Source organism: Parapedobacter sp. 2B3 (assembly GCF_041925275.1).
Taxonomy (GTDB): domain Bacteria; phylum Bacteroidota; class Bacteroidia; order Sphingobacteriales; family Sphingobacteriaceae; genus Parapedobacter; species Parapedobacter pyrenivorans_A.
In genome coordinates, this window is the sequence record NZ_JBHEUZ010000020.1 from 1 (window position 1) to 26,188 (window position 26,188).

General features: G+C 50.2%; 20 protein-coding genes. 16 read left to right on the forward strand and 4 right to left on the reverse strand.

Annotated elements, in window-relative coordinates; all coding sequences use genetic code 11:
- Positions 1 to 296 precede the first annotated feature (296 nt).
- Positions 297 to 2,288, reverse strand: coding sequence for a putative porin (locus ACEVG1_RS18050; protein WP_374745127.1), 1,992 nt, complete (start codon positions 2,286 to 2,288; stop codon positions 297 to 299).
- A 78-nt stretch (positions 2,289 to 2,366) separates the two neighbouring features.
- Positions 2,367 to 3,293 carry a ribosome small subunit-dependent GTPase A gene (gene rsgA, locus ACEVG1_RS18055; RefSeq protein WP_374745128.1) on the reverse strand — a complete coding sequence of 309 codons (927 nt, stop codon included), beginning with the start codon at positions 3,291 to 3,293 and terminating at the stop codon, positions 2,367 to 2,369.
- A 106-nt stretch (positions 3,294 to 3,399) separates the two neighbouring features.
- Between rsgA and polA the strand changes: the two genes are divergently transcribed.
- The 16 genes from polA to ACEVG1_RS18135 all read left to right on the forward strand — a co-directional run bounded on the left by polA (position 3,400) and on the right by ACEVG1_RS18135 (position 22,546).
- A complete protein-coding gene (gene polA, locus ACEVG1_RS18060) occupies positions 3,400 to 6,201 on the forward strand; it encodes a DNA polymerase I (protein WP_374745129.1) in 2,802 nt (933 codons plus the stop codon).
- A 12-nt stretch (positions 6,202 to 6,213) separates the two neighbouring features.
- Positions 6,214 to 7,341: a hypothetical protein gene (locus tag ACEVG1_RS18065; RefSeq protein ID WP_374745130.1), complete on the forward strand. Its 1,128-nt coding sequence runs from the start codon at positions 6,214 to 6,216 to the stop codon at positions 7,339 to 7,341.
- 87 nt (positions 7,342 to 7,428) lie between these two features.
- Positions 7,429 to 8,088 (forward strand): phosphatidylserine decarboxylase family protein, encoded by a 660-nt coding sequence (locus tag ACEVG1_RS18070; protein ID WP_374745131.1) that lies wholly within the window; start codon positions 7,429 to 7,431, stop codon positions 8,086 to 8,088.
- A gap of 9 nt (positions 8,089 to 8,097) precedes the next feature.
- Entirely contained in the window at positions 8,098 to 9,135 is a 1,038-nt protein-coding gene (locus ACEVG1_RS18075) for a sensor histidine kinase (protein ID WP_374745132.1), read from the forward strand.
- 91 nt (positions 9,136 to 9,226) lie between these two features.
- Positions 9,227 to 9,874: a DUF47 domain-containing protein gene (locus ACEVG1_RS18080; RefSeq protein WP_374745133.1), complete on the forward strand. Its 648-nt coding sequence runs from the start codon at positions 9,227 to 9,229 to the stop codon at positions 9,872 to 9,874.
- 20 nt (positions 9,875 to 9,894) lie between these two features.
- Positions 9,895 to 10,905, forward strand: a complete 1,011-nt coding sequence (locus ACEVG1_RS18085; RefSeq protein WP_374745134.1) for an anion permease — start codon at positions 9,895 to 9,897, stop codon at positions 10,903 to 10,905.
- 444 nt (positions 10,906 to 11,349) lie between these two features.
- Positions 11,350 to 12,744 (forward strand): OmpA family protein, encoded by a 1,395-nt coding sequence (locus tag ACEVG1_RS18090; RefSeq protein WP_374745135.1) that lies wholly within the window; start codon positions 11,350 to 11,352, stop codon positions 12,742 to 12,744.
- Positions 12,745 to 12,889: 145 nt separating this feature from the next.
- Positions 12,890 to 13,075 (forward strand): CsbD family protein, encoded by a 186-nt coding sequence (locus tag ACEVG1_RS18095; RefSeq protein ID WP_374745136.1) that lies wholly within the window; start codon positions 12,890 to 12,892, stop codon positions 13,073 to 13,075.
- A 95-nt stretch (positions 13,076 to 13,170) separates the two neighbouring features.
- On the forward strand, positions 13,171 to 13,947 hold the full coding sequence (surE, locus tag ACEVG1_RS18100) for a 5'/3'-nucleotidase SurE (protein ID WP_374745137.1): 777 nt from the start codon (positions 13,171 to 13,173) through the stop codon (positions 13,945 to 13,947).
- Positions 13,948 to 14,205 carry a hypothetical protein gene (locus ACEVG1_RS18105; RefSeq protein WP_374745138.1) on the forward strand — a complete coding sequence of 86 codons (258 nt, stop codon included), beginning with the start codon at positions 13,948 to 13,950 and terminating at the stop codon, positions 14,203 to 14,205. It begins immediately after the preceding gene.
- Complete coding sequence (locus ACEVG1_RS18110) at positions 14,202 to 15,071, forward strand: 1,4-dihydroxy-6-naphthoate synthase (protein ID WP_374745139.1); 870 nt, start codon at positions 14,202 to 14,204, stop codon at positions 15,069 to 15,071. Before ACEVG1_RS18105 ends, ACEVG1_RS18110 begins: the two co-directional genes overlap by 4 nt.
- Before the next feature lie 113 nt (positions 15,072 to 15,184).
- Entirely contained in the window at positions 15,185 to 18,475 is a 3,291-nt protein-coding gene (gene secA, locus ACEVG1_RS18115; RefSeq protein WP_374745140.1) for a preprotein translocase subunit SecA, read from the forward strand.
- Positions 18,476 to 18,486: 11 nt separating this feature from the next.
- A complete protein-coding gene (locus ACEVG1_RS18120) occupies positions 18,487 to 18,933 on the forward strand; it encodes an SPOR domain-containing protein (RefSeq protein ID WP_374745141.1) in 447 nt (148 codons plus the stop codon).
- Between the two features lie 13 nt (positions 18,934 to 18,946).
- Positions 18,947 to 20,131, forward strand: a complete 1,185-nt coding sequence (locus ACEVG1_RS18125) for a M20 family metallopeptidase (RefSeq protein ID WP_374745142.1) — start codon at positions 18,947 to 18,949, stop codon at positions 20,129 to 20,131.
- Between the two features lie 10 nt (positions 20,132 to 20,141).
- On the forward strand, positions 20,142 to 20,660 hold the full coding sequence (locus tag ACEVG1_RS18130) for a GNAT family N-acetyltransferase (RefSeq protein ID WP_374745143.1): 519 nt from the start codon (positions 20,142 to 20,144) through the stop codon (positions 20,658 to 20,660).
- A gap of 98 nt (positions 20,661 to 20,758) precedes the next feature.
- Positions 20,759 to 22,546: a glycoside hydrolase family 15 protein gene (locus tag ACEVG1_RS18135; protein ID WP_374745144.1), complete on the forward strand. Its 1,788-nt coding sequence runs from the start codon at positions 20,759 to 20,761 to the stop codon at positions 22,544 to 22,546.
- Here ACEVG1_RS18135 and ACEVG1_RS18140 read toward each other — a convergent pair.
- Together ACEVG1_RS18140 and ACEVG1_RS18145 are read right to left on the reverse strand one after the other, a co-directional pair.
- A complete protein-coding gene (locus tag ACEVG1_RS18140; RefSeq protein ID WP_374745145.1) occupies positions 22,536 to 24,734 on the reverse strand; it encodes a bifunctional alpha,alpha-trehalose-phosphate synthase (UDP-forming)/trehalose-phosphatase in 2,199 nt (732 codons plus the stop codon). The genes ACEVG1_RS18135 and ACEVG1_RS18140 overlap by 11 nt on opposite strands.
- Before the next feature lie 128 nt (positions 24,735 to 24,862).
- On the reverse strand, positions 24,863 to 26,173 hold the full coding sequence (locus ACEVG1_RS18145) for a M28 family peptidase (protein WP_374745146.1): 1,311 nt from the start codon (positions 26,171 to 26,173) through the stop codon (positions 24,863 to 24,865).
- Between the last annotated feature and the right edge of the window lie 15 nt (positions 26,174 to 26,188).

Here is a 26,188-nt window from a genome sequence, read left to right on the forward strand (position 1 = left end):
CCGAGCCGATGGTATTGCCGTAAAAGGCGTGAGAGTAGGTCGGCGCCAAAATCTACAACGCCCCGCTGCATAACGCAACGGGGCGTTTCTTGTTTAAGCGAGGGTCCCTCCTATTTACTCTCTTGTCTTGACCGAAAGGGTTAGGGTTTCTAGGTTGTTTTCCACTTCCAATAGCATTGCCAGAAGCGATTGGGGGCCTATTTCCCGTATCCGCCTGGCTGAGCGCGAGATTTGATGAGCCTACGCTCCTAATGAGCGGCGAATCAATCCTGCATCCGTCTCATGGAAAAGCAAGCCTAATCGTAGAATTTCCAAGCAATCCCTACCCGAAGGTTTGTACTGCTCATCGGGTAACGGCGCACCGTATAGTAGCCAGATGGCCATACAAGCTGGTTGGCGGAATTATAGCTCAAAAATAAATTTGCCCGCTTAAGGGTCGCCGTGGCCCATAGGTCAACAATTGGATAGGTAGAAAATTCGATGCCCGTGTTATCATTGTAAAATTGCCCAATATTAATGGCGTAAGAGGGTGTACGGAAGGGCGTATTGAAACGAACGTCGAATCCGAGATTGAAATCCACGATCTTATAAAGCAGACCGTGGTAATAGAAGCTGTGCCAGGTGTATAATTCGGGCACGGCCAGCACCGCGTTATAGTCTGACTTCTGGTACACCGCGTAGTTATCCAAATGGAACCGCCCTAAGCGGAAATTCTGACCGACCGACACTTTAAGGAGGTTGATGCTATTATCCAATTGGGCGGGCTCGATCGTTCGGAACAGCCGTGGGTTATTACCGGGATTATCCACTTCCCGATAATAAAGGTGATCGTTGATCAGAAAATACGCTACTTGCCCCGAAAATCCAACGTGGGCATTTTCATAGGAAAACGAGAAGTTGGTGGTTTTTGTCTTCGCAAATTCAGTGTCCCATTGATGGTAAGTATAGTTGACACGTTGAAACAGCTGTTCGGGGGACTTGTTTTGCGTATAAGCGCCCAATATGATGCGCCCGACAGTGTTGCTCAACAGGATGTCTGCTTTGGCCTCGTAAAGATAGTCCCCGAAATTTGCCCCTTGCACAATCTGGTTTAAGTCGCCCGTTACCGTGATGCGGTCACTGAACCGGTAGCCCACACCCGCTTTGAGCATGCTGTTTTGCAGAAACGCATTCATCCCGCGGTCGTTGTACCAATGCATATCGTGTTGGTAACCCAAGTCCAGCTTCACCTCGTTTTTGATGAAAGCCAGCGATTTTCCGCGGAGGTAGAAGCTATAGCCGAAGTCGTTGGTGATGGTTGTTAGACGCGTGGTATCGGCCGAAAGGATGCTTTCGCCGAAAGGGAAGGCGTCGTTGACATCTTCTTCATTCTTGTAGAATTGAAAACTCCGCGAGCGATATTGTATGCTGTGCGACACGCGATTGGTAGGGAGTATCTGTTGTTCCGGCAGCCCGGCGTTGATGGTATCCAAGCGTCCCATAAACATACTTTGCCGGAGGAAGAGGCTGTTGTCCCGCCAAGTGTGTCTCGGCCGCTCATCACGGGTACCCCGCAAGCGGGTAGATTCGGCGTCGCTCGGGCCACGGTCGGGGTCCCGGAAGAGGGTATCGTTGAGGATAGACCCATTCTCGGTCGACGTCAACTTGTTGAATACGGCGTTGGTAAGCAGGTTGTAACGGCGGCTTTCCGATTCATACCAAGCAAATACCGCTGACTTCAAGTCGTTATACCGCTGGTTGATGTAGTACCCGTCAGCCCGGGCTGCGTGAAATTCGCCGCCGACGTTTAGCCGGGGGGTGACATTTTGTGTCACCTTGGCCCGGATAATCTGGTCGTCGAAGAAAAACCCCACGTTGTATAGTTCCGAAAACGGCGCGCGAGCGCGGTAGTATTTTATGGAATCGGGCTGGTAGAGATAGCGCTCCAAGCTATGGAACCCGGTCTGGAAACCGATGGTCTTGTTGGGAACGAACAGCATGTCGCGCGTGGCCAACCCATAACTCCCTAAGTGGATAGCGGGGTTCCTTGGCTGATTTTGCGGGTTGTAATACTGGAAATTCTTGTGGAGGGTGTCAATCTGGTAGGTAAAAGTACCCTGTTTCATCATGGCCAAGGTGGTGTAGCGAACATACCTCGCCGTATAAATCACGGTATCTTCCTTATTGTCTTCGGCGGCCCTTGCAGAGTCCAACGCACTGCTGAAATCTTCGTCCACCTGGGCATAAAGCCCCTGCAGGAACGAAAAGCAACAGAGCGAGATCAGCAAAACGCGCAGCCGGACATTCATCGTTGCAAAGCTACCAATTCTTTCAATATTAATGTCATTTTCGGCTCGGCAGTAACGGGCTCCGCTACGAAATCCACTTTATAGACGGGTATCATTGCCATGGTACATGCTCAAATAGCTGTCATATCGGCTCGGTGCGATGGTGCCGTTTTCAACGGCAGCTAACACGGCGCACCCCGGCTCGTTGACATGTCGGCAGTCGTTGAAACGGCAGTCATTCATCCGTTCGCGCATCTCGGGGAAAAAATGCCCCAATTCCTGCGGCTCGATATCGATGATACCCAGCTCCCGTATGCCCGGCGTGTCAATCAGCCGTCCGTTATCGGGAAGTAGGATCATTTCAGCAAAGGTGGTGGTGTGCCGCCCCTTGTCTGACCAATCAGAGATGGCGGCGGTACGCATTTTCGCCGGCGGATGGATGGCGTTGATCAACGTGGATTTCCCTACGCCCGAGTGGCCCAGTACTAACGTGGTCCGCCCGCGGAGGAGCGCGCCGATCACCTCAATGTTTGTCCCCTGCAATGCCGATACCTCATAGCAGGGGTAGCCTAAACTGACATAAATCGCTTTATAGTCACTCAGAATTTCCACTCCTGCCTCTGAAAACAGGTCCAGTTTGTTGAAAACCAGCTTCGCAGGGATGTCATATGCCTCGGCTGTGACGAGGAAACGGTCGATGAACCCCAGCGACGTAAACGGAGATGCCAATGTTACGACCAATAACGCCTGGTCGAGATTGGCAGCTATGATTTGCGCTTGTTTGGATAAGTTTATCGATTTACGGATGATGTAGTTCTGCCGTTCGTGTAGGTGCACAATGATGGCGGTGTGTGGAATGGTATCCGTTTCTACGATGATGTCTACCCAATCACCAACCGCTACGGGATTCGTTGTTTTGATGTCTTTGGTGCGGAACTTGCCTTTGATACGGCAACTGTACGTCTCGCCGTCATCTGTAAGAACCTCGTACCAACTGCCGGTAGACTTGGTGACGAGGGCTTTCATTCGAATACCACATTATGTGCCGAAGCGGTTCTTGCCATATCGGCAAAAGTCGGAAAAAAACGCCACAATATCCCTATATTTGTGACGACACCAATATACTTGCTACGTGAAGAAGTTGTTTCTTTTAGATGGGATGGCCTTGATTTACAGGGCCTATTTTGCACTAAGTAAAACCCCGAGGATTACATCCACTGGATTTAATACTTCGGCGATATTTGGGTTTGCCAATACCTTGCTGGAGTTGCTGAGAACGCAGCAGCCCTCGCATATCGCTGTGGTGTTCGATACCATGGCGCCGACCAACCGCCATATCGAGTTCGAATCATACAAGGCCAACCGGCAAGCCATCCCCGAAGACCTGGCGGCGGCTATTCCCTACGTCTATAAACTGGTTGAGGGCTTCAATATCCCCCTCCTCACGTTGGATGGCTATGAGGCCGACGACATCATTGGCACCTTGGCCAAGCAGGCGGAAGCGAGGGGATACACGGTGTTTTGCATGACGCCCGATAAGGACTTCGGCCAGTTGGTGACAGAGAATATCTTCATTTATAAACCCGCGCGGTTGGGCAACGGGGCAGAGACGCTCGGCGTAAAGGAAATTCTGGAGAAATGGGAAATTTCGGATGTGAAGCAGGTCATCGACATCCTTGGCCTTTGGGGCGACTCGGTCGATAACATTCCGGGCATCCCGGGTATCGGCGAAAAGACGGCAAAGAGCTTGATCAAGCAGTTTGGTTCCATGGAAGGCATTTTGGCCAATACGGATCAGCTTAAGGGGAAACAGCGGGAAAACGTAGAGACTTTTGCCGAGCAGGGGTTGATTTCCAAGAAACTGGCCACCATCCAATTGGATGTGCCCATCCAATTGGACGAAGAGCGGCTCTTGCTCGGTGAGCCGAATAAGGAAGCACTGGAACCGCTGTTTGCCGAATTGGAATTCCGCACATTGGGCAAGCGCGTTTTCGGCGAGGAGTTTAATGTGTCTGGACCCCAAGGTGCATCCGGCATGCAGATGGATTTGTTTGGCAACATGGCCGCGCCCAATACCCATATTGCGAGTGTCGGCGAGGAATACGTGCCGCCGGCTGCGGGCAAGAACGTGCATAACACGCCGCATACCTACATTTTGGCCGATACACCGGCTTCGCAGCAGGAGCTGGCGGCGTTATTGTCTACACAGCATAGTTTCTGTTTTGATACCGAAACTACGGGCACCGATGCGAATACGGCTGATTTGGTCGGACTTTCTTTTGCTATCGAAGCCGGCAAAGCTTGGTATGTGCCCGCGCCGCCCAATCACGAAGGCAGAATCGGAGTGCTGGCTCCGTTCAAGTCTGTTCTTGAAAACGAATCGATCGAGAAGATAGGACAGAACATCAAATATGATATCTTGCTGCTAGCCCGCTATGGGGTGGCAGTGAAGGGGTCGCTGTTCGATACCATGCTGGCGCATTACCTTATCGATCCTGACACCCGGCACGGCATGGATATGCTGGCCGAAAGTTACCTTGGCTACACTCCTGTTCCGATTACCGAGCTGATTGGCCCGAAGGGTAAGAAGCAGGGAAACATGCAGGACGTGGATATGGCGGCCATTACGGAATATGCCGCTGAAGATGCGGATATCACGCTCCAATTAAAAACGGTCTTTGAGCCGTTGTTGGCAAAGGCGGAGGCGACCGAACTCGCGCGTGAAGTAGAATTTCCCTTGGTCCACGTATTAGCGAGCATGGAGCGTTGCGGGGTCAAGGTGGATGTCCCCGTGCTCCGGCAGTTATCCGAATCAATGGCGGCTGACACTGCGGTGCTGGAAAAGACAATCTACGAAAAGGCAGGTGTCCGGTTCAACATCGCCTCGCCGAAGCAACTGGGCGAGGTCCTTTTCGAAAAGCTTCAATTGGATCCGAAGGCTAAAAAGACAAAGACGGGGCAATACAAAACAGGCGAGGATGTTTTACTTGCACTGGCACCGAAAAGTGACATTGTCAAAGACATCCTTGAATTCCGGCAGCTGCAGAAACTTAAATCGACCTACGTGGATGCGCTGCCAACGATGATCAATCCGTTGACCGGCCGGGTGCACACCTCGTACAACCAGGCCGTAGCTGCAACGGGGCGGTTGAGCTCTACCAACCCCAACCTGCAGAATATCCCCATCCGTACAGAGCGCGGGCGCGAAGTGCGCAAAGCATTCATTCCTACCGACGAAGACCATGTGATTTTATCTGCCGACTACTCCCAGATTGAACTTCGGCTGGTTGCACATATGAGTGGCGACAGCGGGATGTTGGAGGCGTTTGAAAAGGGCTTGGATGTACACCGGGCTACCGCCGCGAAGGTGTATGGTCTGCCGCTTGAAGAGGTGACCTCGGCCCAGCGGAGAAACGCCAAGGCGGTAAACTTCGGCATCATCTACGGGCAATCCGCTTTCGGCCTTTCGCAAAACCTGGGGATTCCCCGTAGCGAGGCCGCACAGATCATTGAGCAATATTTTGCCCAGTACCCCGGTATCAAGCAATACATGAGCAACACCATAAATTTCGCGAAAGAGCACGGCTATGTAGAAACGCTGTTGAAACGCCGCCGCTATCTACGGGATATCAATTCGGCCAACCAGACCGTGCGCGGTTTTGCCGAGCGGAACGCAATCAACGCACCGATCCAGGGATCTGCGGCGGATATGATCAAGGTGGCGATGATTGCTATCCACGACGAGATAAAAAGGCGAGGTTTGCAGGGCAAGATGACCATGCAGGTGCATGACGAGCTGGTGTTTGACGTGCCAAAAGCAGAGGTACCCCTTTTCAGGGAGTTTGTCGAGCAACACATGAAAAATGCCCTCGCCATGTCTGTGCCCATTGTCGTGGAACTTGGCGAAGGCAGGAATTGGCTCCAAGCACACTAAACCAACGTGGTTATGAGACAGTGGCTGGTTATAGTGTTCGTTATTATGGTTGCGCCATGGAGCGCGCTTTATGGCAGCGTAGATACGACCACGAACGCCCCTGTTTTTTACGAGCGAGGGCCTGAAGACATCATTCGGTTTTTCTATGACGATCATTATTTTTTGGTGGACAAGCATTGCGAGTTCAAGGCGATCGAACGTGTGGGGCGGTATGATTTCCAGCTACAGGTATTTAACGGCGAGTTTACCGATTTTGATAATCAAGGCCGGGTAGCCCTGGAAGGGGCCTATTCAGATGGGAGAAAGCATGGGGATTTTACAGCGTATCACCCCAATGGCCAAGTGAAGTGGCAGGGATCGTTTGCGGAAGGCTCGCGGGTAGGCTCCTTTAATTTCTTTTATCCCGACGGGAAGCGGTTGCTGGAAGTAGCCTACACCAACGAGGGAATACGTATCGTCAATTTTTGGGACCGGCGCGGGCGCCAACGCGTTACCGACGGAAAAGGAAAGTACGACTTTTCTGTGGTAGCCGATGGCTATAACGAGTTTGGCTATATCCGGTATAACCGGAGAGGGAGGGTACTAGACGGATACCCGCATGGCAGTTGGTCTATCGAGTACTTGTTTGACGATGGGAAAGGAAGGAATGCTGGATATGAATATTATAACAAAGGACGTTTTGTGCAGGGGTATGAAGCTTATACCGAGGAGGAATTTTTCGGCGCACCCCGATACGGCCTGTTACCGCTCGATTTTTCCAACCGCGCCGAAGCGATGATCATAAAGAGCTGTACCATCGATGACTATACCGGATTTACCGGATTTCTCGCCGAGCACTTGTCAGCGTGGTTTGACGGTGCTTTGGATGACATGCCGGATCCTACGAAAATTGAATTTACCGTAACGGTGCAGCCAAGCGGCGTACCCAGCGGAATCGCTATGAAAGCGACATTCGATAACAAGCGGTATGCCGATTTGCTGCTCGAGGCCCTGAATGGACTGGGCTATTGGCTCCCTTCATACGCTGAGGGCCAATACATACAAGACACGCTTACCGTAACCATGGAGGCCTTTCCGGACCTTCGCGACCAGAAGATACGGTTTTACGATGTAACGATCCGACGGGAGAAGGGTATATAACCTATTACGTCGATTTTTTTATTTCACGCAAATTATAGGTTGTATTTCGAAGCAAGTTTATCTAAGTTTGCTCATTAATTTTTATAGATGACAATTCATAAAGAGGGATATACCAGCATTGCCATTGTTGTGTTGGTGATTTTTGTTGCCAATGCGCTGGTTCACTACTTTATAGCGGATAGCACATTCGTAGTATGGGTGACTTATGTGCTTTCGTTCCTGTTGTTTGTCACTGTCTTGCAGTTTTTCCGGAATCCGCGTAGACGTATCACCATGGATGACAATACAATCCTTTGTCCAGCCGACGGGAAAGTGGTCGTGATCGAGGAAGTTGAAGAAACGGAATACTTCCGTGATAAGCGGATACAGGTGTCTATTTTCATGTCACCCATCAATGTACACATCAATCGCAATCCGGTAAGCGGGAGGGTCAGCTTCTTCCGCTACCATGCTGGGAAATACCTAGTGGCATGGCATCCGAAGTCTTCCACGCTCAACGAGCGGACCAGCATTGCCGTACAAACAGCAACGGGGAAGGAAGTCCTGTTCCGCCAGATAGCCGGTGCAATGGCCCGGCGCATCGTTTGGTATGTAGGGGAAGGCGCTGAGGTGACCCAGGGCGAAGAGTTCGGATTTATCAAATTCGGCTCGCGTGTAGACGTTTTCCTCCCGTTGGGGACAAGAGTGGACGTCAGTATCGGGGATAAGGTTTCTGGTGGCCTTACGGTTTTGGGCCGTTTCGATTAGGGATTTCTTATGAGGTTTATCCTGCTTGTTTTCATCAATGCTTGTGCGGTGGGGCTATCTATCGCTTGTGTGAATTTTTATTTCCAACACAGCTGGCAGCACTTTCTCGTTACGTTTGCCATTTCATTCGCCATCAGCTTTCTAACGTTCTATTATTTATTCCAACGTTATATCTACAGTAAAATAAGACTTATCTATAAGTTGGTCCACAACCTGAAGCTCGGCAAAGACCTCAAGGACGCATTGGGCGAAAAGATGAGTGATGATCCGATTAACGACGTCGAGCAACAAGTGAGGGATTGGGCAAAGGAGAAAAAGAAGGAAATAGACCGGTTGAAAGAGCAGGAACGTTTTCGCCGGGAGTTTCTTTCCAATGTAGCCCATGAATTCAAGACACCGCTGTTCGCCCTGCAAGGGTATATCGATGCGTTGCAGGATGGCATGATGCAGGAAGACATCGAGCTGGCAACCCAATTTTTAAGAAAAGCATCATCAAACCTCGACCGCCTTTCGTTTTTGATAAAGGATTTGGATGAGATATCGAGGCTCGAAAGTGGACAGATACCCATCAATTTCCAGAAATTCGACCTAGTTGTTTTGGTTAAAGAAATACTGGAGTCGATGGAGGACAAGGCATCAACGCACGATGTCCGGCTGGTATTTAAAGAAAAATACCAATACCCTACCCTGGTAAGGGCGGATCGAGAAAAGGTACGCCAGGTTTTTGTCAACCTTATCAGCAATTCCATCAAATACGGTAAACGCGGGGGGCAAACCGATATACGGATTTACGAACTATTTGAGACCGTGTTGGTGGAGGTGACCGACGATGGTATCGGGATAGAAGAGCGGAACCTGCCGCGCATCTTCGAGCGGTTTTTCCGGACGGACAGGAGCCGGTCGCGGAAAATCGGCGGTTCCGGCCTTGGGTTGTCTATCGTGAAACATATCATTGAAGCACACGAGCAGACAATCAATGTGCGTAGCACGGAAGGGGTGGGAACTACTTTCGCATTTACCCTGGAGAAGGTAACGCCTTCGATGTAACCTTTTTGACGGAAGCCAAATAGGAAAAAGAATTGTTAATTAACATTAAGTTAACATTGGCGTTATATTTTTGCATGAAATATTATGCCCTATGTCGCTAAATAGCATATTCCAATATTTTGTTCCCAAAGACAAAAAGTTTTTCCCGTTGTTTGAACAGGCAAGCAGCAACCTCATTGATATGGCGAAACTGCTGAAGGAGTTGGTAAACCTTACCGATGCCGAGAAACGCAAGGAAATATGCCGGAAAATCGAAGACCTGGAGCACCGTGGTGACGACATTTCACACCAGATCCATTTGGAATTGGGAAAGAACTTCATCACACCGTTTGACCGTGAGGATATCCATACGTTGACGAGTTCGTTGGATGACGTGGCCGATTTCATACATGGGGCGTCAAACCGGATCGACCTGTATAAGGTGGAAAGGATTACCGAACCCATTATCGAAATGGCCGATTTGATCCTGGAGGCGACGGAAGACGTGGCGCGGGCCGTCCACGAATTGCGCAACTTGAAGAATATCCGAAATATAACGGACTCATGTGTGCGTATCAACAGCATCGAGAACAAGGCAGACTATATTTTTGATAAGGCGGTAGGTGAGTTGTTCGAGTTTGAAAAAGATGCCATCGTATTGATCAAGTATAAGGAAGTACTATCGGCCATGGAAACGGCAACCGACAAGTGCGAGGACGTTGCCAACGTATTGGAAAGTATTTTAGTGAAAAACGCCTAATCTCATATTCTTCAGCACCTATGGTCACCACGTTACTGGTCGTTGTTATTATTCTAGCTATTGCATTTGATTACATCAATGGCTTTCACGATGCGGCTAATTCGATTGCCACCATCGTATCAACGAAGGTCCTGTCGCCTTTTCAGGCGGTATTGTGGGCAGCAGCATTTAATTTTGCAGCTTATTTTTATTTTACGGACCACAAAGTTGCCAATACGATCGCGAAGACGGTGCTTGAAGAATACATCACCCTGGAAGTGATTTTTGCAGGATTGGTGGCTGCAATCGGCTGGAACCTGTTTACATGGTATTATGGAGTACCTTCAAGCTCGTCGCACACGTTGATAGGCGGGTTTGCAGGGGCCGGTATGACACACGCGTTTATTTTGGGCGACAGCGTCATCGGAGCAATCAATCTTAACGCTACATTGAAAATCATCTCATTTATTGTGCTGGCTCCGGCAGTGGGGATGGTTATCGCGGTTATCATTACGCTGGTCATCATCAATATATCCAAACGGGCCAAGCCGTCCGTCGCGGAGTGGTGGTTTAAGAAACTGCAATTGGTGTCTTCGGCCGCGCTCAGTTTTGCACATGGGGGTAATGACGCACAGAAGGTGATGGGCATCATCTTCGTGGCCATGGTTGCCGGTGGATACCTGCAATCGGGGGATCACATGCCCGAATGGATACCGTTGGTCTGTTATTCTGCGATTGCGTTGGGGACGATGAGCGGTGGATGGAAAATCGTGAAGACGATGGGGACGAAAATCACGAAAGTGAATGCACTGGAGGGCGTGGGTGCGGAAACGGCGGGCGCGATTACCCTGGGTATAACCGAGCATTTCGGCATCCCGGTATCTACCACACATACCATTACTGGCTCCATCATAGGGGTAGGTGTGGTTAAACGGGTATCGGCCGTGAGGTGGGGCGTTACGATCAGTCTGCTTTGGGCTTGGGTACTCACCATCCCGGTGTCAGCAATATTGGCGGGTATCACCTATACCGTTATCCATTACCTTTTTTAAAATAACAAACGCCGCCCCTCGCATTATACCGTGTGAGCGGCTGTTTCCAAAGATAAAATCGTGAAAGTGTTAGGAACAGAACCAATTAATCTGTAGATTTACAACGCTTTTGCTAGACTGACTTAAAAAATAGACATTTGGGGTTTGGTATCGTGGATGAACTGGTTGTGTTGTTTTAGGGTCCGTTGAGCAGTAAATGCAACTCGTCTGCCGGATGTTGAAGTTTAGTCAGAAAGCCCGATAGGACTTTATCTTGCTGACAATCAGCAAGATGTTTTCGGCTTAGATGGAAATAGCAGCTGATATTGGGTGTTTTTTTTTAGAAAATCACAAAAAGGAAAAAAACTGGAATAGTATTTGCAAATATTGCGGGAATCAAACTATTGGTTATTTTTGCGAGAAATTAGACAATTAAAAATTTTTAACCTTAAAAAAAACAAGAGTATGAATTATTCTACAATCAAAACGGCAGTTGCTTGCTCGCTGGTTGCGGCCTTAGGGCTCACAGATACAGTGCAGGCACAAGAGCCGACTGTATTTGGAGGAAGATCCCAATACAGGACGTGGTCTATCGGTGTGAACGGTGGTTTTACTACACCCTCTGTAATCATCGGCGGATCGAATGCGTTTAACCAAAAAGTAGGTTTCGGCGAGTACAAATTGCGCGAATACTACGGCATTACTGTTCGCAAGCAACTATCAAGCTGGTTTGGCTTGGAAGCTGCTGGTAACCGTGGTCGTATTTTTACGTACAATAACAATGGTGTAGGACACAACATGTTGTTCAACGCTGCAAACGGTGGTGCCGCTGGTGCTTCTTACCAATCTGCAGAAACTTCGGTGCAATACGCGGCTAGCTTGAACGGTGTGTTCCAATTGGCTACGATCGATTTCCTGCGTCGCGAAAATGTTGTTAATTTCTATGCAAGCATTGGTTATGGTCTGATTGCGTTCAATCCCGTAGCGTATACCGATGCTGACGGCTCTGCCGGTGCATGGGATAATTCAGGTGCTTGGGGTGAAGAATACCCTGGTGAGCGTAACCTGACGACTGACCGTGATTTCAAACGCGAGACTTACATCCCCGTAGGTGTTGGTGTGAAATTTAAATTGTCTGACCGTGTAGCGTTGAACTTGGGTTATACCATGAACTTCGTTGATGACAAGGCGTTGTTTGGCCCGGTTGCTAACCGTGCTGCCAATGACAAATTCTCTTATACTTATGCTGGCTTAGAGTTCTCTTTGGGTTCTTCTTCAAAACCAGATTTGACTTGGCACAACCCTGTGTCTACCTTGTATGATGAGCTGAAAGATCCTTCATTGCGTAATGAGCTTGAAGCATTGAAACAACGTGTATCTACCTTGGAAGGCATTGTTGACGAGTTGAACAACGACGAAGACGGTGACGGTGTTTCTGATCGCTTTGACAAATGCCCAGGTACGCCTGCCGGTACTCAGGTTGACGGTGCTGGTTGCCCGATTAAATTCCCTGAGCCTGAGGTTAAACAAGTTTCTGGCACTTATCCGAACATCCAGTTTGAGTTCGATAGCTCTGTATTGAAAACGGAATCTTACGCTACTCTTGATCGGTTGTCTTCTGAATTGCGCGAAAGCGGTGCAACCGTTACATTGGATGGCCACGCTTCTGCGGAAGGTTCTGAGGCCTACAACTTGACGTTGTCAAAAGACCGTGCTAACTCGGTAAAACAATACTTGGTTAACTCTGGTGTAGACGCTGCTAAAGTTAATGTTCAGGCTTTCGGCGAATCTGCTCCGGTAGCCTCAAACGCTACTGAAGAAGGCCGCGTTATTAACCGTCGTGTTGAAATCAAGAAATAAGCATATTCACAAGTAAGAAATTGCTTAAGGAGCGGCCAACCCAAAGAGGGTTGGCCGCTTTTTCATTCTCCATTTTTAGCCCTATGCAAACAAATAGACCAAAAGCTTGTTTTAATCTCAGTTGAATGATTAAGCATATATAACGATGAGTAATTTAAAATTGAAAGGGACTTGGAACGAGTTGAAAGGAAAGGTGAAGCAACATTATGCGGAGCTGACGGATGACGATTTACTGTACGAGGAGGGAAAAGAGGATGAACTGATAGGCCGTATCCAGAAGAAGACCGGCAAGGCAAGGGATGAGGTGGTCGATTGGCTCAATAAATTGTAGTCCTGTAGTTGTAAGTGTTGGGATTTAATGCAAAAGTAAGCGAAAGCGTTGCCGGTGATGTTACCGGTGACGCTTTTTCTTGTTAACTTAGCCCCGTGGCAAAGAAAAAACCGTCTATACTCGTGGTGAATGACGATGGCGTCACCGCCCCAGGCATCAAGGTGCTGATCGAAGAAATGCAGCAACTCGGGGATGTCACCGTGGTGGCGCCCGAAGGTCCCCAATCTGGTACCGGGCATGCGATCACGATCGGCAAGCCCCTGCGGATTGACCGCATTTATATTTACCCCGGCGTAGAAATGTATAAATGCTCGGGCACACCGGTCGATTGTGTTAAGCTGGCAGTAAATAAGGTTTTTAAAGGGAGAAAGCCCGATATCTGCGTTTCCGGCATCAACCACGGCCTCAATAATTCGATTAATGTGTTATACTCGGGCACTATGTCGGCTGCCGTGGAGGGTGCGATTGAAGATATCCCGTCTATCGGGTTTTCTTACGACGACCTGGAGTATGATGCCGACTTTTCGAATTGCCGACCGTATGTGCGGAGCATTACCCAGCAGGTCCTCTCCAATGGATTGGCCAAAGGCACACTGCTAAACGTGAACTTTCCAAAAGCCGACCAATTAAAGGGTATCAAGATTTGCCGGCAGGCCGACGCAAAATGGGCAGAAGAGTTTGACGAACGGAAGGATCCGAGTAATCGCAGCTACTATTGGCTTACCGGTGTGTTCCAATTGCGCGATCGCGGCGAGGACACCGATGTATGGGCGCTGCAAAATGGATATGTTTCTATTGTGCCGGTTCAATTCGACATGACGGCCCACCACGCGATACCTGAACTCAACTCATGGAGTTTCGATAGCAAATAGATGAAGAGCAATTCATTTTTCATGGGTTGCCTCGTGGGCGTCATAGCTCCGGCGATTGCGTATTTGCTTAGGACGTTTTCTTCGGTGGGTACCACCATGCATCCGCTGAGCCTATATGTTCTTGCTGCGGCTATCAACCTGCTGCTTCTCCGCTTTTTATACCGGGGAGGACTTGACCGAATTGCCCAAGGCGTTTTATTGGTTACTTTTTTGGCGGTATTGTTTTTAATATTCATCGACAAATTGTCGTTAGCATGAAGCTCTCGCTTGGTTTTTCTCCCTGCCCCAATGACACGTTTATTTTCGACGCGCTCATCCATCATAAGATTGATACGGAAGGGCTCGATTTTGATGTCCACTACGACGATGTGGAGACGCTGAATCAAAAGGCATTCCATGCTGAATTAGATATTACCAAATTGAGTTATCATGCCTATGCATATGCTGCAGATAAGTACGTTTTGCTCGATGCGGGCAGCGCGCTGGGATTTGGCGTGGGGCCGTTGCTGATTAGCAAGGATCCCGGCCTTGCCGAGCAGCTGCGGGTTGTGGGTGATGGGGCGGTGTCCGGTGGGCGCGTAACGGTGGGTATCCCGGGAAAACACACGACGGCAAACTTCTTGTTGGGGTTGGCATTCCCGGCACTGGCCAATAAGCAGGAAATGGTATTTTCCACGATCGAGCAAGCCTTGCTTGATGGTCACATCGATTTGGGGCTTATCATCCACGAAAACCGCTTTACCTACCGGCAGAAAGGGTTGCACAAGGTTATGGACCTAGGCGACTACTGGGAAAGGACAACGGGGTCGCCTATCCCGTTGGGGGGCATCTCGGTCCGCCGAAGATTGCCCGACGATATAAAGCATAAAATAAACAGGGTTATACGTAGAAGCGTCGAGTTTGCGTTTGCCAACCCGCGGTCCGGCATCGACTTTATCCGTTTGCATGCACAGGAAATGAGTGAGGAAGTGATGTATAAGCATATTGACCTGTATGTCAACCGGTTTTCCATTGCACTCGGCGACGAAGGGCGTGCAGCCATCCATACACTTTTTCGCAAAGCCTGGGAACTGAAATTGGTGCCTCAAACACCAAAGGAACTGTTCCTAGAATCTACAATCTAACGCCTGCAATCTAAAATCTAATGACTAACTTTGCCCAGTATGTCATATTGGCGGTGATTGGTTTTTGGTGTCATTATTGACGATGAGGTGTGTCAGATAATAAACAATAGCACATGTTAACATTCTTAAGTAAAATATTCGGTAGTAAATCAGACCGGGATATCAAGCATATTCAACCATTGGTGAGCAAAATCAAGGAAGAATACCCTAAACTCGAATCCCTTACCCACGATGAGCTGCGGGAAAAAACAGTTAATTTCAGACAGCGCATTCAAGATTTCCTGGCCGATATCGATAAAGAAATCGCGGACTTGAAGGTCCAGGCCGAGCAAGACGGCATTGAGATGAGCGAAAAAACGGCTATCTACGACAAGGTCGATAAACTGGGTAAGGATCGCGACCGTCAGTTGGAAGAAGTATTGATGCAATTGCTTCCGGAGGCCTTTGCCGTGGTTAAGGAGACCGCGCGCCGCTTTACCGAAAACAGTGAATTGACCGTTACAGCGACTGATTTTGATCGTGAGCTGGCGGCAGCGAAGGCACATATAAAAATTGTGGATGACAAGGCTGTATGGCAAAACAGCTGGGTAGCCGCCGGAACGGAAGTAACGTGGAACATGGTCCATTACGATGTCCAGTTAATCGGCGGTATCGTACTCCATGAAGGCAAGATTGCCGAAATGGCCACGGGAGAGGGCAAAACGCTGGTAGGGACATTGCCGGCATACCTGAATGCGTTGTCGGGGCAGGGTGTACACATCGTAACGGTGAACGACTACCTGGCACGGCGCGACTCCGAATGGAATGGGCCGTTGTTTGAATTTCATGGGTTGCGGGTGGATTGCATTGATAAGCACCAGCCCAATTCGCCGGCTAGGCGCAACGCTTACATGGCAGATATCGTATTCGGCACAAACAATGAGTTCGGGTTTGATTACCTACGCGACAACATGGCGCAATCGCCCGAAGCGTTGGTGCAACGGAAACTGCATTTCGCCATGGTCGATGAGGTTGACTCCGTATTGATCGATGACGCACGGACACCGCTGATCATATCCGGCCCGATACCGCGGGGTGACCAACACGAATTTTACGAACTTAAACCCCGTATCGAGCGGCTGGTCAACACCCAGAAGGCGTTTATCAACGGTGTACTTAATGAAGCAAAAAAATCCCTGGCGGCGGGCGACACGGATGTCGAGAGCGGGGGGCTTGCTTTATTGCGTGCCCATCGGGGGTTGCCAAAAAACAAGGCACTGATTAAGTTCCTTAGCGATGGTAGCAACAGGCAGGTGCTTCAGAAGACGGAAAACTATTACTTGCAAGAGCAAAGCAAGAACATGCCCAAAGTAGATGCCGAGCTGTATTTCGTCATCGATGAAAAAAACAATCAGGTAGAGCTCACGGAAAAGGGAATAGAGCTCATTACCGCATCGGGCGAAGATCCCAACTTCTTCATCATGCCTGATGTCGGTACGGATGTGGCCGAGATTGAGAAATCAAACCTTAGCGCGGAGGAGAAGCTTTCTAAGAAGGAGGAGCTGATGCGTGACTTCTCCATCAAGTCAGAGCGCATACACTCGGTAAACCAACTCCTCAAAGCCTATACCCTGTTTGAGCGGGACGATGAGTATATCATCGACGAAGGGAAGGTGAAGATCGTAGACGAGCAGACGGGCCGTATCATGGAAGGCCGCCGCTATTCCGACGGACTTCACCAAGCCATCGAGGCGAAGGAAAATGTGAAGGTCGAAGATGCCACGCAGACTTATGCCACCATTACGCTGCAGAACTATTTCCGGATGTACCACAAGCTTGCCGGTATGACCGGTACCGCTGTGACGGAAGCAGGGGAGCTTTGGCAGATATATAAGTTGGATGTCGTTGAAATACCGACCAACGTAGTTATCCAACGTGCAGACAGACACGATTTGATTTATCGGACAGCCCGCGAAAAATACAATGCGGTAGCGGAAGAAATCCATCAGCTTACGCAGCAGGGACGGCCTGTATTGGTGGGTACCACTTCCGTGGAAATCTCTGAGTTGCTAAGTCGGATGCTCAAACTGCGTGGTGTAAAACACAATGTGCTGAATGCCAAACTCCACCAGCGGGAAGCGGATATCGTTGCGGAGGCCGGCCAGCCGGGCATGGTAACAATCGCTACCAATATGGCGGGCCGTGGTACGGATATCAAACTCGGACCCGGCGTAAAGGATGCGGGAGGGTTGGCAATTATCGGTACAGAGCGCCATGAATCGAGGCGTGTGGACCGCCAGTTGCGCGGTCGCGCCGGGCGGCAAGGCGATCCGGGATCATCGCAGTTCTTTGTCTCACTTGAAGACCCGCTGATGCGGTTGTTTGCCTCTGAGCGTATTTCCAACATCATGGTACGGATGGGTGTGGAGGAAGGTGAAGTCATGCAACATAGCATGCTTACCAAGTCTATCGAGCGCGCGCAGAAGAAGGTGGAAGAAAACAATTTCGGTATACGCAAGCGCCTGCTGGAGTACGATGACGTGATGAACTCGCAGCGGAGCGTTATCTATGCAAAGCGTAAGAACGCATTGTTTGGCGAGCGTTTGGATGTGGATTTGAATAACACCATCTTCGACGTGGTGGAAGATACCGTGACAACATCCAAGGAAACGGGTACGTATGACGATTTCCAGTTGGAGGTAATCCGTATCTTCTCGCTGGATCCCGGTATCGATGCGGCCGAGTTTGCGGATAGTGGCATTGTGTCGCTCACAGAGAAACTTTTTGAACGGATTATTGCCTATTATCGGGAAAAGGCGGATAAAATAGCGAAGCAAACACTCCCTGTGCTTACGGACGTGTTCGCCACGCGTGGCGAGCAGATTGAGAACATTGTCGTTCCGTTTTCGGATGGCCTTCGCGGCATACAGGTGGCAACCAATTTAAAGAAGGCGGTTGAGTCAGGCGGCAGGGAGGTGTTCAAGTCGTTTGAAAAAGGAGTTGTCCTCGCGCTGATCGATGAAGCGTGGAAAGAGCACCTACGCGACATGGACGAATTGAAGCAGTCTGTCCAGAATGCCGTCTACGAGCAAAAAGACCCCATTATTATCTATAAGATGGAGGCCTTCAACCTGTTCCGGGATATGCTGATCGAGATGAACAAGGACATCGTTGGTTTTCTGTTCAAGGGAGAAATCCCCCAGCAACAGCCCCAGGACGTGCGGGAGGCAAGACCGGTACCCCGGCAGGAGACACGGGTAAAAACATCCAAACCCGAACTGGTGGGAGCAAGCGGCGGTGCTCCGGTGGAAGACACCCGCGACGTACAGCGCACCCAGCCCGTTCGGAACGAGCAGAAGGTAGGTCGGAATGATCCTTGCCCCTGCGGTAGCGGCAAGAAGTATAAAAACTGCCACGGAGCATAATACGTAAGGTTATGGCAAAAAGAGGTTGTGTTGCATTCATCATTCTATTCCTTGGCTTTTCCTGCATGGATAGCTTCTCCCAGCAACGGGGTACGGTGGAAGTTGTCGCTGATCCACTGATCAGCCTGATGCAACGGAGCCGCAAGGGTACCAATATTACGGCAACCTCTCCGACCAAGCCGCCCGTAGATAAAGAAACCGCTACGCGTACCACAGCCATGGGGTTCCGTGTCCAGATTTACTCGGGATCGGACCGCTCGGAGGCCTATGCCGAACAGGCCCGGTTCAAACGGATGTACAAAGGTATAGACACCTATTTGAGCTATGAGGAACCTAACTATCGGGTAAAGGTTGGTGATTTCAGGAGCAGAAACGAGGCACAAGACCTGATGCAGGGCCTCCGGAAGCAATTCAACAATGTGTTTGTGTTCACCGAAGAAGTTTACGTGTACCAATAAGGGAAGGTGAGCGATGAGAGAAAAAATCCATGCCCTTGCTTCCCAAATCCATGAAGAAACCGTTGGGTGGCGGCGGCATCTGCACCAAAATCCAGAGCTATCCTTCCAGGAATATGAGACGTCCGCTTTTGTGAAAGCTCAGTTGGACCGGTTCGGTATTCCATACACACCCATGGCAGATACGGGCTTGGTTGCGCACATTCAAGGCGAGCAGCTTTCCGATAAAGTCGTTGCACTACGCGCAGATATGGACGCACTCCCCATTACGGAGGTCGCAGGGCGTGAATATGGGTCTACGAAGGCAGGGGTAATGCATGCGTGCGGGCACGATGTGCATACCGCATCGCTATTGGGCACTGCCCATATCCTCCAATCGTTGAAAGCGGATTTCGGAGGGACGGTTAAACTCATATTCCAGCCGGGCGAGGAACGCTTACCCGGAGGTGCCAGTCTCATGATCAAAGCGGGGGCGCTACAGAATCCGGTACCGCAGGCGGTTATTGGCCAACACGTGATGCCACTGATCCCTGCAGGAAAGGTAGGTTTCCGGGCCGGCAAGTACATGGCTTCTACCGATGAGTTATACGTAACGGTGAAAGGCCGGGGAGGCCATGGCGCCCAGCCCCAACAAAACATCGACCCCGTGGTTATCACGGCACATATCATCACCGCTTTGCAACAGGTTGTCAGCCGCGTCGCGGATCCTAAAATGCCCAGTGTACTTTCGTTTGGCAAGGTCATCGCCGATGGTGCCACCAATGTAATCCCCGATTCGGTATATCTCGAAGGGACATTCCGTACTTTTGATGAGAAATGGCGGAAGGAAGCCCATGCACGGATGGTGAAAATGGCTACGGGTATTGCCGATAGTATGGGGGGATCATGTGATTTCGAGGTACGGAGCGGCTACCCATTTTTGGTAAACGACGAAAAGCTGACTGCCGAAATCAGGGGGTACGCGGAAGATTTCCTTGGCAGAGAGAATGTTGTCGATTTGGACCTTTGGCTTGCGGCCGAAGATTTCGCTTACTATTCGCAGGTGGCCGATGCCTGCTTTTACCGCCTAGGCACCGGCAATGAATCCAAGGGCATCACCTCGGCCGTGCATACGCCCACATTCGATATTGACGAGAGCGCATTGGCCTTGAGCACGGGTTTGATGGCATATGTGACCCTACGCCGTTTGGGTGTTTCGTGAGCTTGGTTCCATGGCGCTCAACAATAATGTAACCTTGCAGGCAGCTACGGCAGCGGATTTATCGTTAATCCGCCAATTGGCGCATGATATCTGGTGGCCTACCTATGGGAGCTACCTCGCCCATGGCCAGATCAGCTTGATGCTGGAATTGATTTATTCGGACGAAGCGTTGCTAAGACAGCTTCACGCAGGGCAGCGCTTCTCATTGGCCCTGCGGGACGACACGGCGGTAGGGTTTGTTGGGTTCCAACCCAAACCCGGCAATCCGGAGACCATGCGGATTGAAAAGCTTTACGTAAGTCCATCCGAACAGGGAAAAGGTACCGGAAAGGTGCTTGTTAACCACGTGGCCGAAAACGCGTTGACGGCGGGATGCGCATACCTGGAGTTAAACGTGAATCGTTATAATTCCGCAGGGGAGTTTTACCGCCGGCAGGGTTTTGTGGTCATCGACAAGGTGGATATACCATACCAAGGCTACGTCCTGAATGACTACGTCATGCGGAAAGAGTTACGGTCGGAGCGCTGAACCATCTTCCAACTCCCTTTGTTGTTGCGTGTTTTTTAAAGTTCGGGAAACATTGCACCCGTATTTCCGTTTTCTTGGAATACGAATAACATGACAATATGGGAAATCGACATGTTTATCATAGTGGAGTTATCGGGAATTGCAGTTACCTCGCCCACATCCAGCAAGACAGCAATGTATCTTGGTTGTGTTGGCCCTCTTTTGACAGCTCGTTTATTTTCGGGGGGTTATTGGACCCCAGGAAAGGGGGGCGGTTTTCCATACAACCGGTAGGCGACTTTACAAGCAAGCAGTATTACGTGGAGAATACCAACGTGCTCCGCACGGAGATAACAACCGCGGATGGCACGTACCGTATTACGGATTTTGCTCCCCGTTTCAGGCAGTACGAGCGTTATTTCAAGCCCTTGATGCTCATCCGGAAAGTGGAGCCGTTATCGGGCCGCCCACGGATCCGTATCGCCTGTGAGCCGGTAGGTTCTTATGGCGGCCAGACATTCGAAAAATTCAGGGGAAGCAACCACGTTGAGTTCAGCAATGGTATTGAGCAGATGCGGTTGACGACGAATGTGCCGATAAGCCACTTTTTCGGCGAGGAAGCCATCGTGTTGGGGGAGACCAAGTACCTGGCCCTCACCTATGGTCAGCCGCTTGAAGCGCCGTTGGAACGTACCGTTGAGCACTTTCTCCGGGAAACCACGAATTACTGGCGCACGTGGATAAAACACGCTACGATTTCTGTTTTTTATCAAGAGGCCGTTATCCGTTCGGCCTTGGCATTAAAAATCCACCAATACGAAGATACGGGTGCTATTGTTGCGGCGGGTACCACCGGTTTGCCGGAATATCCCGGGAGCGGCCGGAATTGGGACTACCGTTTCTGCTGGTTGCGAGATAGCTATTATGTAATCACGGCATTGAATCATATCGGCCAATTTGAAGAGATGGAGCTTTATGCAAATTACATTACAAATATCACCCATGCCGATACCGGTCGCCTCCAGCCGCTTTACGGAATAAACGGACAGGCCGAACTGACCGAGCGGATACTTGACGGTCTGGAAGGGTACCAGGGCAACAAGCCGGTGCGGATTGGCAACCAAGCATATGAACATATCCAGAACGATGTATACGGCCAAGCGATGATTGCGCTACTGCCGCTGTATACAGACTACCGTTTCGTTTTCAAGGAACGCTCCGATGCAGGACGCTGGGTTGACTATATCTTGAAAAAAATAGAGAAAACCATCGATGAAAAAGATGCCGGTATATGGGAATTCCGGAATTTTGCCAACCATCATTGTTATACCAACCTTTTCCAGTGGGCGGGGAGTTCCGCGGCACATAAAATCGGAAAGGTCATTGGCGACTCCCAATTGATGGGCCGGGCGGAGGCCCTGATGAAGCGCGCCGCACACTATATCGAGTCGTGTTACGATGCAGAGCGCCTGGTGTATACCAACGCGGTGGGGAGTCCGCATTTGGATGCAAGTACGCTGCAACTGATCATGATGCATTACCTCGACCCGGCATCTGAGCGGGCACGTAACCACCTTGCGGCGCTCGAAAAGGAGCTTAAAACCCCCGAGGGCCTTTTTTACCGCTACTTGCATTCGGACGACTTCGGCAAACCGAAGTCTACATTCCTTATCTGTGCATTTTGGCACGTTGAGGCGTTGGCATGCGTAGGCCGGGTAGATGAGGCGATTGCGACATTCGAGAAGCTACTTACCTATGCCAACCACCTCATGTTATTCAGTGAGGATGTGGATGAGTCTGACGGAAGCCAATGGGGCAATTTCCCCCAGGCATACAGCCATGTTGGACTTATGAACGCGGCCTATCGCATTTCTATGAAGCTGGACCGCCCGATTTTCATGGGGTAGTGGCCGAGGGTGTTTCAGCGGCAAGCTTTTGAAGCAATACCCGCGCATCGCGCTGGTGTTTCAGGTAAAACCTTGCGGCCGACACTTCCGTCCCCACTTTGATGGTGAATGCCTCCCGGGGTAATACATGGAACGTATCTTCGTCGGTGCGGTCATCTCCGATCGAGAGGATGAAATCATACCGGTTTTCGTGGAGGATATCCAGCGTCGCCCGGCCCTTGTTGACCTCGGCACTCCGTATTTCTACCACTTTGTCGCCATCGAGCAGTTGTAATCCGTAGGATGCCGAGTAGTCGCGTAAGCCTTCAATAAGTTCATGTGCCCGAAGAGCTCCCAAATCACGCTGTACCTTGCGGTAATGCCATGCGAGTGAGAAACTTTTTTCTTCCACGAATGCACCGGGTGTCCGGTCTGCATACGATTCCATGAAAGTACCCACTTCTTCCTTCCACGTGTTGGATAGGCCGCTTTTAAGACGCCATTCCGTGTTCGGCTCTTTGGTCCAAACACCATGCTCGGCTATAAGGCTGTAAGGCTTGTTTTGGAACCATTTTTCCAAGGTGCTGTGCTTTCGGCCGCTAATGATGACCAAATGGTTGTTGATGCCGGCTTCCAGCGTATCGAGTACCCGGTAAAGCTCATCGTCGGGCGATGCCTTGTCTATGTCGGCCTGAAAGCCTACCAGGGTGCCATCGTAGTCTAGCAATAGCAGCCTGCTTGCAGCTTCTTTATAGCGGGCAATGATTTGGTTTTCGATGGCTGTGCCGACTAGTCGGGCCCGGGTGTTGGATTGTACAGCTTTTATTTCTTCCAGTCTATTCATAAATAACGTTGCCCAATGTTGTACAGTAAATTTGAATACGATTTGGCGCATGGCTTTCATGCGTTTATTGACTTCGGTCGACGGCATGTTCAATGCCGCCAGAAGCGCATTTCGGATATCGTGTACGTTGTTTGGATTCACGATCAATGCATCGATAAGCTCATTGGCAGCTCCGGCCATTTCACTGAGAATAAGCACGCCGGTGTGGTCGTTGCGGCTGGCAATATACTCTTTACTTACCAGGTTCATTCCATCCCGCATGGGAGTTACCAGGCAGACGTCTGCCACGTTATACAATGCCGATATCTCTTCCACGGGATAACCGTGATAGAAATAGGCCACGGGATACCAGTCAAAAGAACCATATTGCGCGTTGATATGGCCCACCAGCCGGTCTATCTGGTCTTTAAGTTCGCGGTATTGGGGCACGGTATCCCGCGAGGGTACTACCACCATGTATAGGGTCACCTGCTTATGGAAGACCGGGTTTTCGGCTAGGAACAATTCAAAAGCTTCGAGTCGTTGCAAGATCCCTTTGCTGTAATCCAGTCGGTCGATGGACAAGATGATTTTCTGGGTTTCGAAGTTTGATTTTAGTTCGGCCACGCGCTTCAATACCTTTTCTTCCGATGACAGCGCCGAAAACCGGTGGCTGTCTATACCCATGGGAAAAGGTTCCACTACGATCGTACGCCCATCCTCCTCCAGCCTGTTGGCATTGTTGTTGGTGGCAGTAAGGCGGGTGGCTGAGCTGATAAAATGCCGTACATCATCAAATGTATGGAAGCCCAGTAAATCCGCACCCAGCATCCCTTCCAACAATTCCCGGCGCCACGGAATGAGCCGGAAAAGTTCCTGTGAAGGGAACGGGATATGTTGGAAGAAGCCAATGGAAGCATCGGGCAGTGCTTTCCGGAGCAAACCCGGAAGTAATAGCAACTGGTAGTCATGCACCCAGATGGTGTCGTCTGGTTCGGCGATTTCCAGTACCAAATCGCGGAACTTTTCGTTTACCCGAACGTATATCTGCCAGTTTTCCAAGTCGTACAGGGCGTAATTGGGCATGTAGTGGAAAATGGGCCAGAGCACTTCGTTAGAGAACCCTTCGTAAAACCCCCTGACCTCTTCATCGTCTAGGAAAATGGGGGTCAAGCGTTTCTCTTTCAGCAGGGCGCTGAAATAAGCTTTCTGTTCGGTATCATTGAGGATGATGCCCGGCCAGCCCACCCATGCATTCTCACCCTGTGCATGGATGGAGGTTAAACCCGTTGCCAGCCCACCTTCACTGGGCAGCAATGCATAGCCATCGCCATCCTCGACGATTTTTATAGGTAACCGATTGGAAACGATGATGGTTTTGCGCACGTTACTAGATTTTTATATGCATTGCTTTAGGCCTACCGACCGATGCAACACACAAGCGAGCACTTCAGCTTGGTTTCGACCACCTGCTTTTATTATGATAACGCAGCCAATCGCAAAAAGTTTGGTACCTATCGTTCCAATTTGGGAACCCTGGTCGGTGTGTCATCCCCCGAGACGATACTTGTTGCCCCCAATGCAATCGCTTGGATAGACGACACGATGTTGCCGATTGATAAGGTTTCCACTTCATCCTTCACGGTATGGTAGTAGTGGTCCTGGTCTATCTGCACGGTAGCAAAGGTATGGGCGGGAACGCCCACCGCCGCCAAAGAAGCGTTGTCGCTTCGATAGAATAGGTTTTGGGTTGGGTATGGGTCGGGGTGGAATGTGAAATCGCTGTTTTCTACGTTCTTTTGCATGATTTTTGCCAAATTGGATTGATCATAGCCCGTTACATATAGCGAGTTGGGACCAAAACGGGCATCTTTACCGATCATCTCGATGTTGATCATGGCAACCACGTCGTCGGCATTGACTTGCGTAGAAAAATACTTCGACCCCACGAGGCCGATTTCTTCGGCCGTGAAAGCGACGAACAGTAACGTACGCGCGTTGTCGTTGCGTTTCTGGTAATAGTTGGCCAAGCTGATGACGGCCGATACACCAGAGGCATCATCATCTGCTCCGTTGGCGATTGAATCGCGGTCTACCGGGTCCAGGATACCGATATGGTCGTAATGTGCGGAGAAAATCACATATTCGTTTGGTTTGGATTTTCCCGGAAGCATTCCCACGACGTTGAACAGGGGCTGCTCTTCGATGGTATTGGTAAAGGCCACGCGGAATGATGTAGGGGTATCGTTGGCCAGCACATACACGATTGAAGGCGTCGGGACAGCCGATGGGTTCTGGTTGACCCGCTCGCGCATCAAGAAGCCGCGGTATCGGTTAAATAGGTTGGCAAAACTGGTATCGATCACTACGATCGCGTCTTTGCCACCAGTCGAGGCATCCCGGAAACGTTGTGCAAAATCATCTCCCCGCCGGATCTGGATCAGCGAAACCCCGGGGTCGGTATTCCAATTCACTCCGGGACTATTGCTCGATACAATGATGTGGTCTTTTGGTATTTCCACGCCATCGAACGTTACCTCCCATGTGGCGGGGCGGATCTGGACAACCCCGAATGTCTGCCTGAAGTTGGGCTCATCGGTATAGGGCGCCAGTCCAATCTTGCTAAATTCCGAAGCGATGAAATCGGCGGCAAGCTCCACGCCGGGAGTAAACACGGCCCGCCCGTGCATATCGTCTGCCGCAAGCGTGTGTAGGATCCGTTTCACCTCGTTGGTGTCAACTACTTGTTGCTGTGATTGGCGGGTAGCACATCCCGCCATGAATAAGCAACCTGCCAAAACTCCGTATCCTAACCGTTTAAACATTGTGTCGTCGTTATA